Source organism: Hymenobacter lapidarius, from assembly GCF_001816145.1.
Lineage (GTDB): Bacteria > Bacteroidota > Bacteroidia > Cytophagales > Hymenobacteraceae > Hymenobacter > Hymenobacter lapidarius.
Genome location: NZ_MDZB01000103.1, coordinates 12,390 through 27,843, shown reverse-complemented (window position 1 = coordinate 27,843; position 15,454 = coordinate 12,390). Strand labels below are relative to the sequence as shown.

At 60.4% G+C, this 15,454-nt stretch carries 15 protein-coding genes, 1 tRNA gene and 1 pseudogene; 6 read left to right on the top strand and 11 right to left on the bottom strand.

Annotated elements, in window-relative coordinates:
* Window positions 1–260: 260 nt before the first annotated feature.
* Window positions 261–1,554: pseudogene (locus tag BEN47_RS10360) on the bottom strand (metal-dependent hydrolase family protein).
* Window positions 1,555–1,626: 72 nt separating this feature from the next.
* Here BEN47_RS10360 and BEN47_RS22650 point away from each other — a divergent pair.
* From BEN47_RS22650 to BEN47_RS10345, 3 genes are all read left to right on the top strand, one after another.
* Window positions 1,627–1,956 (top strand): acyl-CoA-binding protein, encoded by a 330-nt coding sequence (locus BEN47_RS22650; protein WP_070728169.1) that lies wholly within the window; start codon window positions 1,627–1,629, stop codon window positions 1,954–1,956.
* Window positions 1,880–2,914 (top strand): hypothetical protein, encoded by a 1,035-nt coding sequence (locus tag BEN47_RS10350; protein WP_070728166.1) that lies wholly within the window; start codon window positions 1,880–1,882, stop codon window positions 2,912–2,914. The genes BEN47_RS22650 and BEN47_RS10350 overlap by 77 nt, the downstream gene beginning before the upstream one ends.
* Window positions 2,915–3,299: 385 nt before the next feature.
* The gene (locus tag BEN47_RS10345) at window positions 3,300–4,706 is read left to right on the top strand and encodes a S8 family peptidase (RefSeq protein ID WP_070728216.1); all 1,407 of its coding nucleotides are present in this window, start codon (window positions 3,300–3,302) and stop codon (window positions 4,704–4,706) included.
* An 89-nt stretch (window positions 4,707–4,795) separates the two neighbouring features.
* Here the strand turns inward: BEN47_RS10345 and BEN47_RS10340 are convergent, their stop codons facing one another.
* From BEN47_RS10340 to BEN47_RS10330, 3 genes are read right to left on the bottom strand one after another with little or no spacing between them, the layout of a single operon-like run.
* Window positions 4,796–5,026 (bottom strand): CDGSH iron-sulfur domain-containing protein, encoded by a 231-nt coding sequence (locus BEN47_RS10340; RefSeq protein ID WP_070728162.1) that lies wholly within the window; start codon window positions 5,024–5,026, stop codon window positions 4,796–4,798.
* A gap of 29 nt (window positions 5,027–5,055) precedes the next feature.
* Window positions 5,056–5,421 (bottom strand): four helix bundle protein, encoded by a 366-nt coding sequence (locus BEN47_RS10335; protein WP_070728159.1) that lies wholly within the window; start codon window positions 5,419–5,421, stop codon window positions 5,056–5,058.
* 33 nt (window positions 5,422–5,454) lie between these two features.
* Entirely contained in the window at window positions 5,455–5,982 is a 528-nt protein-coding gene (locus BEN47_RS10330) for a GNAT family N-acetyltransferase (RefSeq protein ID WP_070728155.1), read from the bottom strand.
* A gap of 115 nt (window positions 5,983–6,097) precedes the next feature.
* Between BEN47_RS10330 and BEN47_RS10325 the strand changes: the two genes are divergently transcribed.
* Window positions 6,098–6,568, top strand: coding sequence for a hypothetical protein (locus tag BEN47_RS10325; RefSeq protein ID WP_125921615.1), 471 nt, complete (start codon window positions 6,098–6,100; stop codon window positions 6,566–6,568).
* Between the two features lie 15 nt (window positions 6,569–6,583).
* Here the strand turns inward: BEN47_RS10325 and BEN47_RS10320 are convergent, their stop codons facing one another.
* Entirely contained in the window at window positions 6,584–7,045 is a 462-nt protein-coding gene (locus BEN47_RS10320) for a hypothetical protein (RefSeq protein ID WP_070728150.1), read from the bottom strand.
* Between the two features lie 125 nt (window positions 7,046–7,170).
* On the opposite strand from BEN47_RS10320, the gene BEN47_RS10315 reads away from it, so the two are divergent.
* Window positions 7,171–7,794: a deoxynucleoside kinase gene (locus BEN47_RS10315; protein WP_070728147.1), complete on the top strand. Its 624-nt coding sequence runs from the start codon at window positions 7,171–7,173 to the stop codon at window positions 7,792–7,794.
* A gap of 134 nt (window positions 7,795–7,928) precedes the next feature.
* Here the strand turns inward: BEN47_RS10315 and BEN47_RS10310 are convergent, their stop codons facing one another.
* The 3 genes from BEN47_RS10310 to BEN47_RS10300 form a co-directional block, all read right to left on the bottom strand.
* Window positions 7,929–8,633, bottom strand: a complete 705-nt coding sequence (locus tag BEN47_RS10310; protein ID WP_070728143.1) for a DUF2461 domain-containing protein — start codon at window positions 8,631–8,633, stop codon at window positions 7,929–7,931.
* 92 nt (window positions 8,634–8,725) lie between these two features.
* Window positions 8,726–9,550, bottom strand: coding sequence for an MOSC domain-containing protein (locus tag BEN47_RS10305; protein WP_070728141.1), 825 nt, complete (start codon window positions 9,548–9,550; stop codon window positions 8,726–8,728).
* 108 nt (window positions 9,551–9,658) lie between these two features.
* Entirely contained in the window at window positions 9,659–10,294 is a 636-nt protein-coding gene (locus BEN47_RS10300; protein WP_125921614.1) for a tetratricopeptide repeat protein, read from the bottom strand.
* A 207-nt stretch (window positions 10,295–10,501) separates the two neighbouring features.
* On the opposite strand from BEN47_RS10300, the gene BEN47_RS10295 reads away from it, so the two are divergent.
* A tRNA-Lys gene (locus BEN47_RS10295) sits at window positions 10,502–10,574 on the top strand.
* Between the two features lie 163 nt (window positions 10,575–10,737).
* On the opposite strand, the gene BEN47_RS10290 is transcribed toward BEN47_RS10295, so the two are convergent.
* From BEN47_RS10290 to carB, 3 genes are all read right to left on the bottom strand, one after another.
* Window positions 10,738–11,682 (bottom strand): Rossmann-fold NAD(P)-binding domain-containing protein, encoded by a 945-nt coding sequence (locus BEN47_RS10290; RefSeq protein WP_070728133.1) that lies wholly within the window; start codon window positions 11,680–11,682, stop codon window positions 10,738–10,740.
* A 131-nt stretch (window positions 11,683–11,813) separates the two neighbouring features.
* Entirely contained in the window at window positions 11,814–12,077 is a 264-nt protein-coding gene (locus tag BEN47_RS10285) for a hypothetical protein (RefSeq protein ID WP_070728130.1), read from the bottom strand.
* Window positions 12,078–12,223: 146 nt separating this feature from the next.
* Window positions 12,224–15,454: a carbamoyl-phosphate synthase (glutamine-hydrolyzing) large subunit gene (carB, locus tag BEN47_RS10280; RefSeq protein WP_070728213.1), complete on the bottom strand. Its 3,231-nt coding sequence runs from the start codon at window positions 15,452–15,454 to the stop codon at window positions 12,224–12,226.

Sequence of the window (15,454 nt, the reverse complement as noted above, 5' to 3'; positions counted from 1 at the left end):
TTTGGGCGGAAATAAGTTGCCCCAGCCAAAGTTCGGCACTGGCTTTCATATTCACCGCGAATGCCTCGCGTAGTATTCGGATTAAGGTATAACTAGCTGTGAAATACAATAATAGCTGCGTAGCTAGGCGTCACTGCCGCCGCTGCGCCATCAGTTTGCCAGTATGCAGCCATTCAGGCCCACCCACAACCAAAAGCGGGAGAAGGAACGGGCTTTGTTCAGGCCCGTTCCTTCTCCCGCCGTACCGCCGAAGCGCCGCGTTATTCCTGCCGGTACGTCTTCCCGGCCTTCATCACGAAGCGCGGCCGCATCATGGCCGAAATATCCTGCAGCGGGTTGCCATCCACCGCCACAATGTCGGCCAGCTTGCCTACTTCCAGCGTGCCCAGGTCGCTGCTGCGGCCCAGCAGCTCGGCAGCGCTCAGCGTGGCACTCCGGATGGCCTCCGCAGCCGGCATGCCCGCCTCGGTCATGTAGCCAAACTCCAGCGCGTTTGCGCCGTGGCGAAACACGGCGGCATCGGTGCCGAACGCAATTTTAACCCCGGCCTTGTAGGCCGCCCGAAGGTGCCCTGCAGCTTGGGGCCGATGGCCAGCGCCTTGGGCGTGACCAGGGCCGGGTAATAGCCGGGGATTTTGGCGGAGTCGGCCACCGACTTGCCCGCCGTGATGGTGGGCACGTACCAAGTGCCGTATTTCTTCATCAGCTTCATGGTTTCGTCGTCCATCAGCGTGCCGTGCTCGATGCTGGTGACGCCGGCCCGAATGGCGCGCTTCATCCCCTCGGCGCCGTGGGCGTGGCAGGCCACGGCCAGGCCCAGGTCGCGGGCGGTTTCCACCACCGCCCGGATTTCGGCTCGGTCATCTGCGGGGCCGAGCCGTCTTTGGCCACCGAGAGCACGCCGCCGGTGGAAGCTATTTTGATGAGGTCGGCGCCGCGCTTGTACTGCTCGCGTACCGCCTGCCGGCCCTGGTCGGGGCCGTTGATGATGCCCTCGGCCGGGCCGGGCACGCCCATCAGGTTGGAGCGGTAGCCGTTGGTGGGGTCCATGTGCCCGCCCGTGCCCGAAATGGCCTTGCCCGCCGTGACGATGCGCGGCCCCACCACCAGCCCGCGGTTGATGGCGTTGCGCAAGCTCACGTTCACGCCCGAGCCGCCCAAGTCGCGCACCGTGGTAAAGCCCGCCATCAGTGTTTTGTTGACGTGTTCAATGGCTTCGTAGGCCACGTCGGCGGGGTTTTGGGTGAAATCCTTAACGAAATTGTCTTTGCTGGTTTCGCCCTCCACGTGCACGTGGCAGTCAATCAGGCCGGGCAGCACGGTGCGGTTGGTCAGGTTAATAACCTTGTCCTGGGTGCCAGCGGCGGCGGTGTAGCCGCTTTGCACGGCCACAATCCGGTCCTTTTCTACCACAATGGTTTGCTGGCTCAGCAGCTTGCCGCTGCGCACATCCAGCAGGCGCCCGCAGTGCAGGTAGGTCTTTTGGCCAAAAGCAGCGGGGGCCGTGAGCAGAAGCGCGGCCGTAGCCCAGGTGTGAATAAATTTGCGCGTCATACGTTTGCTTAAGTGAGCCGCCAAGGTACAACGGGGCTCCCCACTTAAAACAATAGCATTTCACCCTTTCCTATGACCACCCAGGAAGAATTCGACGCCGCCAGCCAGCGCGCCCAGCAGCTGCCCACCAAACCCTCCAACACGGTGCTGCTGCAGCTCTATGGCCTCTACAAGCAAGCCACCGAAGGCGACGTGACCGGCGACCGCCCCGGCGGCTTCGACTTCAAAGCCATTGCCAAATACGACGCCTGGACCGGACTGCGCGGACGCCAGATGAGCATGACGTTTTCTTATCACCACCTCGCCATTTCACCACCTCACCGCTGTGGACATCTCCCGCAAAAAGCCGCCGTACCCTATCACGCCTGCCCTGCGGGAGTACCTGCGCACCTACGACCGTGAGGCCCCGCTGCCGGTGTCTTACGACGACCTGCGGCACTTCAGCAACTCCTTCCCGCTGCTCGACCGCACCGGGCGCGATACCCTCTGGCAAACGGTATTCTTCGAGCCCCAAACCCTGCGCGAGCTCAGCCAGGGCCTGACGCAGGTGTACGCGCTGCTGAAAACGGCCGGCGACCTGTCCTTCACCGAGCACCTCGTGGCCGACCGCATTGACTACTGCGAGTTTGGCAATTCCCGGCCGTTTCGGGTGCGCATCGTCAATCTGTTCAACGACAATTACGACTACTTCTACGTAAAGCGGGCCGATGCCTCGCGCCTCTATGGTTTGGAGCTGGAGCACTTGCTCTCGCCCAATTCCATGAACTTTCTGGTGAACGGCGATACCCTTGTTGAAGAGCACATTGCCGGCATTCCCGGCGACGATTTTATTCGCCTGCGCCTCAGCCAGCCGCACATCAACCAAGTGCGCATCGCCAAGGAATTCGTGAAATTCAACGAGCGCTGCTTCGTACGCCTCCTCGGCGACATGCGCGCCTACAACTACGTCATCGACGTAACCCCCGACTTTGAGGACGAGCAGTACCGCGTGCGCGCCATCGACTTCGACCAGCAGAGCTACGAAGGCCGGCGGGTGATGTACCTGCCGCAGTTTTTCAAAGACAACGCCGCCGTGGTGGCCCTCTGCGCAACGCTGCTCAAGCCCGAAACCCTGCGCCAGTACCAAACCGAAGAGCGCGCTCTGATGGCCCGCCGCGCCCGCGCCGAGCGCCACCGCCTCCGCGACCTGCTCGACGTAATGCGCCGCCACGAACTCGCCCCGCTCGAAAAAGTGGCCCAGCTCAAAGCCGAGCTCAACCGCTTCCACCGCACCGAAGGCTTTGATAAATGCGACTCGATGGGCGATATCGTGCGCCAGAACCTGTGGCTCATGCTGGGAGCCGGGGCCAAGCTCGCCTAGAAAGCAAGGCCACCGGGCGAAAATGGAGACTAGCCACCGCATGAAATGGTTTTCGGCGGGTTGGGCTAGTCGCAAAAAGCCATCACAGGGCATTCTGAGCTATAAATCAAGCCGCTGCTGCAGCAGGCTAAAAATGGTGGTGCGGGTTTAATTTGAAGCCGGCTGAATTGTTTCAGCGGAGAGCTTTTTATGGGTTATTTGCAATATGTTGGGTTTGAAGTATTTTTTGGTTAAATTTAATTAATTGATTAATTAATAATTTATTCGGGCATTTTTGATAAAAATGTTATTAATATGAAAGATATACCCATACATTGCAAATATCTTTTCAATACCCACACGCACAAATTTTTTCGTCAACCCCAAAAAAATTCTTTTTATGAAAATGAACTACCTCGCCTTAACTGGCAAACCCCTAATGGCTGCGGCCCTGTTTTCCGCCTTCGCTTTGTCGAGCTGCGAAAAGAGTGTAGAAGCTCCCGAGCCCACGACAAATGCCGTGAGCAGCGATGCCAGCCAGTACGGTCAGCCCGGTGTGAATTATATTGCCAACGAGGTGTTGGTGAAGTTTAAAGCCGGCACTTCGGCCACTGCCAGGGATGCTGCCTTGTCTCGGGTAAACGGCCAGGTGGCCGAAACCATCCTCACCAAAGCCATGCAACGGGCGGGTGAGAAAGAAGCCGTGTTGGTGGTGCGCACGCCTCTGGCCGCGGCCGAAGCCATTGGCCGCCTTAAGGGCGAGGAAGTGGAGTACGTGGAGCCCAACTACATCTACACCCACCAGGCCGTATCCACCGACCCCAAGTATACCGACGGCTCCCTGTGGGGCATGTACAGCGCCACGTCCTCGCCGGCCAACCAGTTCGGCAGCGGCGCGGCCAACGCCTGGGCCGCGGGCCACACCGGTTCGGCTTCGGTGGTGATGGGCGTGATTGATGAGGGCATTCAGTTCACCCACCCCGACCTCGACGGTCAGGTATGGACCAACCCGTTTGACAAGGCTGACGGCATCGACAACGACGGCAACGGCTACGTGGACGACATCCACGGCTGGGACTTCGACGGCAACAACAACACCGTTTACGACGGCGGCAGCTCCGGCGGCACCGACGACCACGGTACGCACGTGGCCGGCACCATCGGCGCCAAGGCCAATAACGGCCAGGGCGTGGTCGGCATGAACTGGAGCACCACCATCATTTCCTGCAAGTTCCTGGGCCGCCGCGGCGGCAGCCTGTCCAACGCCATTAAGGCCGTGGACTACCTGAACGACTTGAAAGCGCGCCACGGCATGAACATCGTGGCCAGCAACAACTCCTGGGGCGGCGGCGCCTTCTCGCAGGCGCTGAAGGATGCCATTGACCGTGCCAACACGGCCAACATCCTGTTTATTGCGGCGGCCGGCAACGGCGGCAGCGACGGCGTGGGCGACGACAACGATGCCACGCCGAGTTACCCGTCAAGCTACACGTCGGCTAACGTCATTGCCGTGGCCGCCATCACCAAGCTCGGGGACAAGTCCTCGTTCTCCAACTTCGGCGCCACTTCGGTCGATATCGGTGCCCCCGGTTCGGCTATCTGGTCCAGCACGGCCTTCAGCATCTACGAGTCGTACAACGGTACGTCGATGGCGACCCCGCACGTAACCGGCGCGGCGGGCCTGTACGCCGCCCAGAACCCGGGCGCTTCGGCGGCCACCATCAAGGCAGCCATCCTCAACAGCGCCACTCCTACGGCTTCGATGACCGGCAAGTGCGTCACCAACGGTCGTCTCAATGTGAGCGGCTTCTAAGTCTTGCTGTTTGACTGTTAGAGCCAATTATTTGTAAAAAAAGCCTGCTGAAAAGCAGGCTTTTTTTGTGTTGAGACGTTGTAGTCAAACTACACAGCTGGCTTAGGCGCGGGCAAGTCAAACGCTACGGCGTCGTGCTCGAAATGGCCTTTGTGCGAGCCGTCGCAAAACGGCTTCTGTTTCGAGAGCCCGCAGCGGCAGATGCTGATGCGCTGGCGGCCGCCCAGCCCGTAGGGCTGGCCTTGGGCGTCAACTAGTTCAATGTCTTCGCCTTCTACGCGGAGGGAGCCATTGGAGAGAACGGTGAGTTTGATGGACATTTTAGGAATTATGAGTTGAGAGTTATGAATTATGAGTCGGGCGATGTTTTGGATTTGGTGGTTATCAAAATGCTGGAAAGGATTTTTATAATCTCTGCATTATGGGCGTGTATCGATTCGAAAGCTGCTTCGGGAAGGTAATCATTGTCGCGCAGCAAGCGCAGCCAATAAGAAGTTTCGCGCGCTTCTTTGGCAGCAATGTTTAGTTTGTGAATGAAGTCAGCAGTAGAGCTGGCTGCTAGGGCTTCTTCCACGTTGGCCCCAATCGAAGTACCGCTGCGCAAAAGTTGTTTGGACAGGACATATTCCTGCTGCTCACCCACCAAAAACTTATAAGCTTTGATGATGCGCGAGGCAAAATCATACGTCTTCTGCTGAATAATGCTCGCCTTCATGTCCGAAACAACTCATAACTCATAATTCAAAACTCATAATTCTTTCCGCATGATGTAGTCGTTCATGAAATACGGCCCGATGGCCACGTCCACTTCGCGCTGGCGGGCAAAGCCACGCCGTTCGTAAAACGCAATGGCGGGGTTGTAGCGGTTCACGTTCAGGTCCAGGAACGTGCCGCCGGCCTGGCGGGCCGCGTTTTCAACGGCCTCAATTAGGTGCACGCCCAGGCCTTGGCCTTGCCGGGTGGGCAGCACGTAAATCTTGTGCAGCTTGTAGCCAGTGCCGGCCTCTTCCTCGGCTGGCAAGGGGCTGAAGGACGCGAACCCAGCCGGCTCGCCGGCCACGTAGGCCAGCAAAAACGAGTGGTGCTGCTCGGCCATCTGCCGCTTGAGCGAGGCCGGCGTGTAAATCACCCGGTACATATAGTCTATCTGCTCGCGCGAAATGATGAACCGGTAAGTGGGCTCCCAGGTCGCTTCGGCCAGCTGGATAATGGTCGGGATGTCGTGGAGCGTGGCGGGCGCTATGCGCGGCGGCGCGATGGGGGCGTCAGGAGTCATAAGCAGTAAAACACGAAATTGGGGCCAAAAAACCGAAACCGGCCCGCCCAATTCCATACGATTGGCCCGCTCCTTGCGTTAAAGCGCCCATTCCCGTTTTTCTTTTTGCTTTCTTATGAAATCTGCCTCCTGTCTTTTGCTGCTGCTGGCCAGCCTGCCCGTGCTCAGCCACGCCCAAAGCTCCGCCGCCGACAGCCAGCACCAGCGCGGCGAGCTCACCGGTGCCCGCCCCTCGGGCGACCTACTAGCCCGGCCCCGGCCCCAGGCTGCTCCGCGCCGCGCCGCCGCTTCTTCCGACCTCATCCAGCAGCACCTGCTGAAAACCGACGTGAATCTGGCCCGCGTGGAAGCCCAGCAGCTCCCCGGCCTATATGAGCGGTTCATTGGCACCACCCGCGACGAGCGCCGCAGCTGGAGCTACCCCGACTGGGACAACGCCGCCATCGTGCTGGCCCGCCTCAACCAGCGCTACGAGCAGGTGCGCGCCGCGCTGCCTATTGAAGAGCGGTTGCGTATTCGCACCATGCAGGGCGAGTTTCATTCCCTGCGCGGCGCCCGGCAGGCCAAAGACAGAACCGACAAATAATCCCTGCTGCTGCTGCTACGGGAGGGGCGGCGGGGCAGCGGGGCGACTGCCGCCCTGCTGCTGCAGCCAAGCCAGGGCCACATCCCAGTCCTCAAACAGCTCAATGGCCATGTGCGGCCGCAGCGCCGCCACAAATTTTTGGGTAGCGAACTGGTTCTCCAGGTCCGGTGAAAACACATAGGCCAGGGCTTTTACGCCGGCCGCCACGGCCACCGGCAGCCACTCGTATTGCAGCCAGGGCAGGGCGTCGCTCCAGTCGCCCCCGGTGTTGCTCTTGTCGTTCAGAATAAGGGAGAAGCGGAGCTGGTCGCGCCATTGTTCCCCCTGGCGCACGCCGCGGATGACTTCTGCCCCGGTGAGGTGGCCGTGCCAACGCACGTGCAAGAGCTCATCGGCCGGGTAAAAGGAGTATTCGGCCAGGGCCAGGCCGTGGTCGTCCTGCAGGGTAAGCAACTGGGTAGAAGGGCCGGAGAGCATGGGTAAGGCAGCAAAATTCCCCTGATGCTGGTAAATATAGCTAGTGCGCAATGATTGGGGTAGTATAGGGCCGTGCTGCTACCTTTGGGTCTCTGCTTTTCTCTCGTCTTTTTCGTTCATAGCGCATGCACATTGCCATCGTCGGCAACATTGGGGCCGGTAAAACCACGCTGGCCCATAAGTTGGCCCAGCATTTTCGCTGGGAAGTATTTTTGGAAGACGTGGACGACAACCCTTACTTGAAGGATTTCTACCACGACATGCCCCGCTGGGCGTTCCACCTCCAGGTGTACTTCCTTAATGGCCGCTTCCGCCAAACCCAGCGCATCAAGGAGCTGCAGAAGGCCGGCAAAGGCATCATTCAGGACCGCACCATCTACGAAGATGCTCACATTTTCGCCGCCAACCTGCACGATTCCGGCCTGCTCGAAACCCGCGACTACAACAACTACTACGCCCTGTTTGAGTCGATGGTGGACCTCGTGGCTCCGCCTGACCTGCTGCTGTACCTGCGCGCCGATTTGCCCAAGCTCATCAGCCAGATTGAGAAGCGCGGCCGCGACTACGAGAACAGCATCAGCATCGAGTACCTCAAAAACCTCAACGAGCACTACGAGCAGTGGATTAGCACCTACAGCGCCGGCCGCCACCTCATCGTAGACGTGAGCGAGCTGGATTACGTGCGCAACCCCGAGGACCTCGGCAGCATCATTGACAAGATTAATAACACGCTCTTCGGCTTGTTTTAACTCCTTGGAGCGCCGCTAAGCTTCACTGTTTGGCACGAAAAAAGTCTCGCTTTCTGCATCAGAAAGTGGGGCTTTTTTCTCGTTGCTCCAGTCGGCCCGGACCGTTCTGAAGGCGTGCTAAAAATTCAGGTAAGCTACCTCGTTTCAGCACCAATGCCGTTTCGTTCCGCTACCGGCAGCGCCTCGTTTAAAAAATCCACCAGTGGGCGGGCCGCGGCGATGCCGGCCACAATTTTCGCCACAAAATCAGGGGCCAGCACTTCCGCATCGGTGTAAAAACGACCCGCACCGTAGGTTTTGAGGCGAAGCCACGCCAGGTCGGGGTCCTGGGCCGAGTAGCCCCGTGGCGGGCGCGTGAGCTGCGGGCCGGTGGTGTCGAGGCCGTCGGGAAAGTGGGCGAGCAGCGCCGGTGTTTGCCGCCGCCGGTGAAACTCGTCGCCGTTGTAGTGAATTTCCTGCCGGATGGCCGCCAGCATGGCCGGCGTGGGGTGGAAGGTGCCCGCCCCCAGCCAGTTGCGCCCCTCGGGCTGAATGGCCACAAAATAGCCCGCCCGGGGCGCGTGGCGGCCGCCCAGCTTCAGGCCCGCACCCATGCGGCGCTTGTAGGGCTCCGGGTCGCGGTGGGCCCGGTCGTTCTTATGCAGCCGGAACAGGACCTCCGCCGTGGTCAGGTCCGCCAAATCGGGGTCGGTGGGGGCTACTCCGGCCAGCACCTGCCGCACCAGTTCGGTGCAGGCAGCGCGGGCCCGTTGGTAGTCGGGGCGGTGGGCCGCCATCCATTCCGTGGTGTTGTTGGCCGCCAGCCGGGCCAGGAAGTGCAGCAGATAATCGAGTTCCATGCGAATTGCCAGGCATGCGGCCCGGAAAAGCAGAACGCCATTGCCGCTCCTCAAGTTGCAGTCCGCAGGTACCAAAGGCACCGTCTGACGCGTTATTTGCGGCTGAGGACCGTCACGGCATCGCCCACGCGCAAGCGCCCCACCCCGGCCCCGGTCACATTCTGGCCGAACATGGTGCTGCCTTCTACCTGGCGGTAGGTGGCCAGGGTGCGCAGTGGGTCGCCCACGGGGCTTTTGGTGGCCGACTGCTGGTCGATGGTCGTGAGCACGCAGCGGCCGCAGCCCCGCACCGCCCGAAACGGCACGGCGCCAATCTGGAAGTTTTCCCAGGCATCGTCCTCGTAGGGCGCGCCGCCCCCAAACACCAGGTTGGGCCGGAAGCGGTTCATGGGCACGGGCTGGGCGAGGCGGGTGTTCAAATCGGCCAGTGCAGCGTCGCCAATGAGCAGAAAGGGGTAGCCATCAGCAAAGCTCACCAGCTGGCCTTCGGGGTTGAACTCTGGCTCCACCTCGCGCCGCACCATGTCCGACATGTACACCAGCCGGCAGGTGCGCCCCAGGGCTTCGGCCAGCCATTCGTCGGCTTCGGGCGTGCCGCGCCAGGCCCAGGCCATGTCGTCCCAAATCGTGACGAACAGCGTGCGCTCCGGCGTAGCCTCCAAGGGAATGAAGAGCGGCAGCAAATCGGGCCGCTGGCGGTGGCTAATCATAAAGCCATTGTAAGCCGGGGCCACCGTCAGCAGGGCCAGCTCGGGCAGCTGCCGCTGGGTCATGAAGCGGTTGCACTCGTCCACCAGCAGCCAGCGGCGGTCGTGCCGCAGGCCTCGGGCCGTCACCTCGGCTTCGGGTACGGCATACCCCCCAAGGGATTTGACAGGGTAGAGGTACAGAGCAGTAAGAGTGAGCGCAGCAGACATGCCACAAAAGTACCCGCTGGGGGTGAAATGGTGAGGTGGTGAGTTTGACGTTTTAACCGCGCCGCTTGCGCGAGCAAAACGTCAAACTCACCACTTCACCATCTCACCTCATTCCACCACCAGCACATCGGCTTCGCGCACAAACGCGACCCGCTGCTGCCACTGCACCCGGTACCAGATGTCTTGGCGCCCCAGCACCAGCAGGCGGTCGCCGATGGCCGCCGTGCTCAGCCACGCCGCGCCGGCGCTGGGCCCACCCATGAGCGCGGCCCCGGCCCGGGCCACCAGCCCCGCCGGCTTGGGCCGCAGAAAGTGGAGGTAAGCCCCCAGCAGGCCCAGGTACACCGCGTAGCCCACCCACGCCGTGCGCGGGCTCCGGCGCCACAGCAGCCAGATGGCGCTCACCAGCGCGCCGCCCAGCAGCAGCTGCAAGCCCGGGTAGTAGTAGCGCTGGGCCTGCACCCGCAGCTCCTGCTGCCACGTGATGGGGTAGCCCACCAGGCGGTGCTGCGCCGCCAGAGTGGCCAGCTGTCGCCAAGTGCGCACGCGGGGCTCCCGCGCCTGGGCCAGGCTCAGGTAGAGCAAAGCTGCCGGGTAGTGGCCCAGTTGCTGCTGCGCGTACGCCATTTTCAAAAGCAACTCGGGAGAGGCCCGGCGCTGCTGCCACACCTGTTGCTTGTAAGCTGGCAATGCCACCGCGTATTGCCCCTCCGAAAACAGCGAATCGGCTCGTTGCAAAGCCACTGGAGGGCTGGATACGGAATCCTTTGTAATTTTTTTTTGGGGCAGGTTTGCACCCAACCCACAGACAGGCAGGAAGATTAATCCCAGTAAAAAGGGCCTTAAAGAAAGAGAAGAGACTTTTTTTTGAATCAAGGTTGTGTAATCCGAGAGGTGCTTGTACTTTTGTGCCCACAAACAGGGTATCGCCCTTGTGAAGTGCAAGGTACCGATTCTGTAGCTCAGCTGGTAGAGCAGTACACTTTTAATGTACGGGTCCTGGGTTCGAATCCCAGCGGGATCACAGCAAAAAGCCCCAATCTGGAAACAGGTTGGGGCTTTGTCTTTGGGGAAGTAGCCACAGCTGCGGCAAGTTTTCGGGCACGGGGTTTTGAGTGCCAGCCACACCCGAAAAGGTCCCGCAGAGGAATCTTCTGCGGGGCCTTTTCATGGCATCGTGCAAACGGCTACTTCAGCAGCTCGTGCAGCACGGTTTGCATGGAGATGGTGCGGTTGCCGGCTTCCTGGACGATGAGCGAGCCGGGGGCGTCGAGCACGGCATCGGATACTTCTACGTTGCGGCGCACAGGCAGGCAGTGCATGAATTTGGCCTTGTCGGTATAGGCCATGTGCATGGGCGTTAGCATCCAGTCGGCGTCCTGCGTCAGAACTTGGCCGTAGTCCTGGTAGCTGCTCCAGTTTTTGGCCTGCACATAGTCGGCGCCTTCCAGGGCCCTGCGCTGGTCGTATTCGATGCGGGCGCCTTTGGTAAATTTGGGGTCCAGCTCGTAGCCCTGGGGATGGGTGATAACGAAATCAATCCAATCGATTTCCGAGAACCAGTCGCAGAAGGAGTTGGGCACGCACTGCGGCAGTGCCCGCACGTGCGGGGCCCAGGTGAGCACCACTTTCACGCGCTCCTTCTGCTTGGTTTCGGCCACGGTGATGAGGTCGGCGAACGACTGTAAGGGGTGCAGCGTGGCGCTTTCCAGGCTGATGACGGGCACGGTAGCGTACTGCAGAATCTTGTTGAAGACGACTTCGCCGTAGTCCTCGGCCTTGTCTTTGAGGGTGGGGAAGGTGCGCACGCCCAGCACGTCGCAGTACTGGCTCATCACCGCGATGGCGTCCTTGATGTGCTCCTGAGTGCCGCCGTTCATCACCGCGCCGTCGGCCATTTCCAGGGTCCAGGAGTCGGCTCCGGCGTTGAGCACCCAGGCTTGTGCGCCCAGGTTGTAGGCCGCCTTGACGGAGCTGAGCCGGGTGCGCAGGCTGGGGTTGAAGAAGATGAGGCCGACGGTTTTGTTGCGCCCGATGTGCTGGTAGCCGTAGGGGTTGGCCTTGATTTCCAAGGCTTGCTGCAATAGAGCTTTGTAGTCGCCCGCATCGGCGAAGGAAGTGAAGTTTTTCATGGTTTTAGGAGAGTGGCCGAGGCCCAAAGAAACGTCATGCTGAGCTTGCCGAAGCATCTCTACCGCTTTGTTGAACTCTGATAAAGACCAGCCATGCGCTGGCAGAACAACATCAGCCCAAAGTAGCTGAGTTATTCTGACTCGTCCGGCTTGAAGTCATTCCAAGGCTCCGCAGGTTGGTCATTGATAAATACTTCGGGATAATCATATTCACCATCCACAAACAATTGAATATCCGCATCGCGCCACACCTTGACATGATAGTAGCCGTGCAATCCTTCAGGTTGATGCAGCTTTAACGTATCCCCTTTCCGCAGATAAAATACCTCTGCCCAAGGTTCAATTTGAACAGCTAATTTAATTTTTTCTGCGTTTTCAATGGTTAAAATATTCATCTGAATGAAGCGAAGATTAGAAGCTGTTTGGGCTAATAAAAACAGTCATGCTGAGCTTGTTGAAGCAACTCTACCGCTTCGTCCTCACGACAGGAGTTAGCCAGAAGGTAGAGATGCTTCGACTGCGCTCAGCATGACGTTCAATATTACATCGCCTTATACTCCCCCCAACTCTTAATCTTCAAATCCTTCATTCCCAGCGTGCAAAACGCTTTGATAAACGCCTTGGCCAGCCGCGCATTCGTCAGCAAGGGCACGCCGGAATCCACGGCGGTGCGGCGGATTTTGTAGTCGTTATCCAGCTCGCCTTTGGAGAGGTTTTTCGGGATATTAATTACCAGGTCGATTTTCTTCTCTTTCAGATACGTCAGCGCGTTGGGCTCCTGCATATCATCGGGCCAAAATAGCAACGAGCTGGGGATGCTGTTTTCGGCGAAGAAGCGGTGGGTGCCCTGGGTGGCGTAAATATGATAGCCGCGCTTCACCAGTAGCTCGGTGGCGGAGAGCAGCGCCACTTTCGACTGGATGGGGCCGCCGGAAATGAGCACCGTTTTCGCGGGGATTTTGTAGCCTACGCTCAGCATGGCTTTCAGCAGGGCCTCCTCGGCGGTGTCGCCCAGGCAGCCCACTTCGCCGGTGCTCACCATGTCCACGCGCAGCACCGGGTCGGCGCCGGGCAGGCGGGTGAAGGAGAACTGCGGGGCCTTCACGCCCACGAAGGGCAGGTCGTAGACCCGCTCGCTCTCGTCGCGGGGCACTTGCTTGCCCAGCAGCACTTGGGTGGCCTTTTTGATGAGGTTGTTGCCCGAGATTTTCGACACGAAGGGGTAGCTGCGCGAGGCCCGCAGGTTGCACTCAATCACGCTGATGGCCCCGTTTTTTTCCAGAAACTGAATGTTGAACGGGCCGCTGATTTCGTAGCGGCGGGCCACCTTCTCGGCAATGATTTTGAGCTTGCGGATGGTGCCCACGTACACCCGCTGGGGCGGGTAGTACATGGTGGCGTCGCCGGAATGCACGCCGGCAAACTCGACGTGCTCGGAAATGGCGTAGCTCACGATTTCGCCCCGGTCGGCCACCGCGTCCAGCTCAATTTCCTTGGCTTCCTGCATGAATTCGGACACCACCACCGGGTATTCGGCGCTCACTTCCCGGGCCGCTTTCAGGAATTCTTCCAGCTCGAAGGCGTTGGAAACCACGTTCATAGCCGCGCCCGACAGCACGTAGCTCGGCCGGATGAGCACCGGGTAGCCCACTTCGCGCACAAACTCGTTCATGGCTTCCAGCGAGGTCAGCTCCTTCCAGCGCGGCTGGGCAATGCCCAGCTCGTCCATGATGCGCGAGAACTTGTGGCGGTTCTCGGCCTCGTCGATGTGGGCGGCCGTGGTGCCCAGAATGGGCGCCTGGGCTTCTTCGAGGCGCATGGCCAAGTTGTTGGGAATCTGGCCGCCGGTGCTCAGAATCACGCCGCCGGGCTGCTCGAAATCCAGAATGTCCATCACCCGCTCGAAGCTCAGCTCCTCGAAGTAGAGCCGGTCGCTCACGTCGTAATCGGTCGAAACGGTTTCGGGGTTGTAGTTGATGAGGATGGTTTTGTAGCCCTCCTCGGCGGCCGTTTGCACGGCCTGCACGCCGCACCAGTCGAACTCGACCGACGAGCCGATGCGGTACACGCCCGAACCCAACACCACGATGGACTTCGCGGTTTCGCGGTCCAGGTCGTTTTCGGTGCCGTGGTAGGTGGTGTAGAGGTAGTTGGTTTTGGCCGGGAATTCGGCGGCCAGCGTGTCAATCTGCTTCACCACGGGCAGCACGCCCAGGGCCTTGCGGCGGGCGCGCACACGCAGCTCATCTGCCTTCACATCACCTTCGCCCAGCAGCTGCACGGCAATCTGCTGGTCCGAGAAACCGGCCCGCTTCACCTCGCGCAAGAGCTTGTTTTCCAGGCCATCGAGGCCGGTGGCGCGGCCGGCGGCCAGCCGCTGGCCCAGCTCGAAAATGGTGAACAGGCGCTGCAAAAACCAGTGGTCAATCCTGGTCAGCTGGTGCACCTGCTCCAGCGAGTAGCCGGCCTCGAAGGCGCTGTTTATGGCGAAGATGCGCTCCTCGTTCGGCTCGCTCAGGAGCTGGTCGATGGTGTCGGGTTCAATGCTTTCGGGCCGGTTGGCCACGAAGCCGCGCTTGCCGGTGTCGAGCATCCGCAGGCCCTTCTGGATGGCTTCCTCGAACGATTTTCCTATCGCCATCACCTCGCCTACGCTCTTCATGGCCGAGCCAATCTGGCGGTTCACGCCCGAGAATTTGCCCAGGTCCCAGCGCGGCAGCTTCACCACCACGTAGTCGAGGGCGGGCTCGAAAAAGGCCGTGGTGGTCTGCGTGACGCTGTTTTTCAGCTCGGCCAGCGAGTAGCCCAGGCTCAGCTTGGCGGCCACGAAGGCCAGCGGGTAGCCCGTCGCCTTCGAGGCCAGCGCCGACGAGCGCGAGAGGCGGGCATTCACCTCAATCACGCGGTAATCTTCAGAAACGGGGTCGAGGGCGTACTGAATGTTGCACTCGCCCACGATGCCCAGGTGCCGGATGGTTTTGATGCCGATGCTGCGCAGCTTGTGGTACTCGCGGTTGCTCAGCGTCTGGGACGGGGCCACCACGATGCTCTCGCCGGTGTGGATGCCGATGGGGTCGAAGTTCTCCATGTTGCAGACCGTGATGCAGTTATCGAACTCGTCGCGCACCACTTCGTACTCCACTTCCTTCCATCCCTTCAGCGATTCTTCCACCAGAATCTGGTCCGAAGTCGTGAACGATTGCCGGGCCAGGGCCCGCAGCTCGTCCATGTTGTTAGCGAAGCCGCTGCCCAGCCCGCCCAGCGCAAACGCGGCCCGCACGATGATGGGGAAGCCGATGGTTTCGCCGGCGGCCAGGGCGGCTTCCATGGTCGTGCAGGCCACGCTGCGGGCCGAGAGCACGCCAATCTGGTCGAGCTTGACCTTGAAAATCTCCCGGTCCTCGGTGTCGATGATGCTCTGCACGGGCGTGCCCAGCACCCGCACGCCGTACTGCTCGAACACGCCGGCGCGGTACAGGGCCACGGCGCAGTTCAGGGCCGTCTGGCCGCCAAAGGCCACCAGAATGCCATCGGGCCGCTCTTTTTTGATGACTTCCTCCACGAAGTAGGGCGTCACGGGCAGGAAGTACACGTCGTCGGCCATGCCGTCGGAGGTCTGCACGGTGGCAATGTTGGGGTTGATGAGGATGGTGCGGATGCCTTCCTCCTTCAGCGCCTTGAGGGCCTGCGAGCCGGAATAATCGAACTCCCCGGCCTCGCCAATTTTCAGCGCGCCGGAACCGAGGATGAGTACTTTGTTGGGTTTGGTCAT

Excerpts from the sequence above, each read along its gene's own strand:
- BEN47_RS22650 (WP_070728169.1), top strand. The coding sequence starts at position 1,627 with ATGACCACCCAGGAAGAATTCGACGCCGCCAGCCAGCGCGCCCAGCAG.
- BEN47_RS10345 (WP_070728216.1), top strand. The coding sequence starts at position 3,300 with ATGAACTACCTCGCCTTAACTGGCAAACCCCTAATGGCTGCGGCCCTG.
- BEN47_RS10340 (WP_070728162.1), bottom strand. The coding sequence starts at position 5,026 with ATGTCCATCAAACTCACCGTTCTCTCCAATGGCTCCCTCCGCGTAGAA.
- BEN47_RS10335 (WP_070728159.1), bottom strand. The coding sequence starts at position 5,421 with ATGAAGGCGAGCATTATTCAGCAGAAGACGTATGATTTTGCCTCGCGC.
- BEN47_RS10330 (WP_070728155.1), bottom strand. The coding sequence starts at position 5,982 with ATGACTCCTGACGCCCCCATCGCGCCGCCGCGCATAGCGCCCGCCACG.
- BEN47_RS10325 (WP_125921615.1), top strand. The coding sequence starts at position 6,098 with ATGAAATCTGCCTCCTGTCTTTTGCTGCTGCTGGCCAGCCTGCCCGTG.
- BEN47_RS10320 (WP_070728150.1), bottom strand. The coding sequence starts at position 7,045 with ATGCTCTCCGGCCCTTCTACCCAGTTGCTTACCCTGCAGGACGACCAC.
- BEN47_RS10315 (WP_070728147.1), top strand. The coding sequence starts at position 7,171 with ATGCACATTGCCATCGTCGGCAACATTGGGGCCGGTAAAACCACGCTG.
- BEN47_RS10310 (WP_070728143.1), bottom strand. The coding sequence starts at position 8,633 with ATGGAACTCGATTATCTGCTGCACTTCCTGGCCCGGCTGGCGGCCAAC.
- BEN47_RS10305 (WP_070728141.1), bottom strand. The coding sequence starts at position 9,550 with ATGTCTGCTGCGCTCACTCTTACTGCTCTGTACCTCTACCCTGTCAAA.
- BEN47_RS10290 (WP_070728133.1), bottom strand. The coding sequence starts at position 11,682 with ATGAAAAACTTCACTTCCTTCGCCGATGCGGGCGACTACAAAGCTCTA.
- BEN47_RS10285 (WP_070728130.1), bottom strand. The coding sequence starts at position 12,077 with ATGAATATTTTAACCATTGAAAACGCAGAAAAAATTAAATTAGCTGTT.
- carB (WP_070728213.1), bottom strand. The coding sequence starts at position 15,454 with ATGACCAAACCCAACAAAGTACTCATCCTCGGTTCCGGCGCGCTGAAA.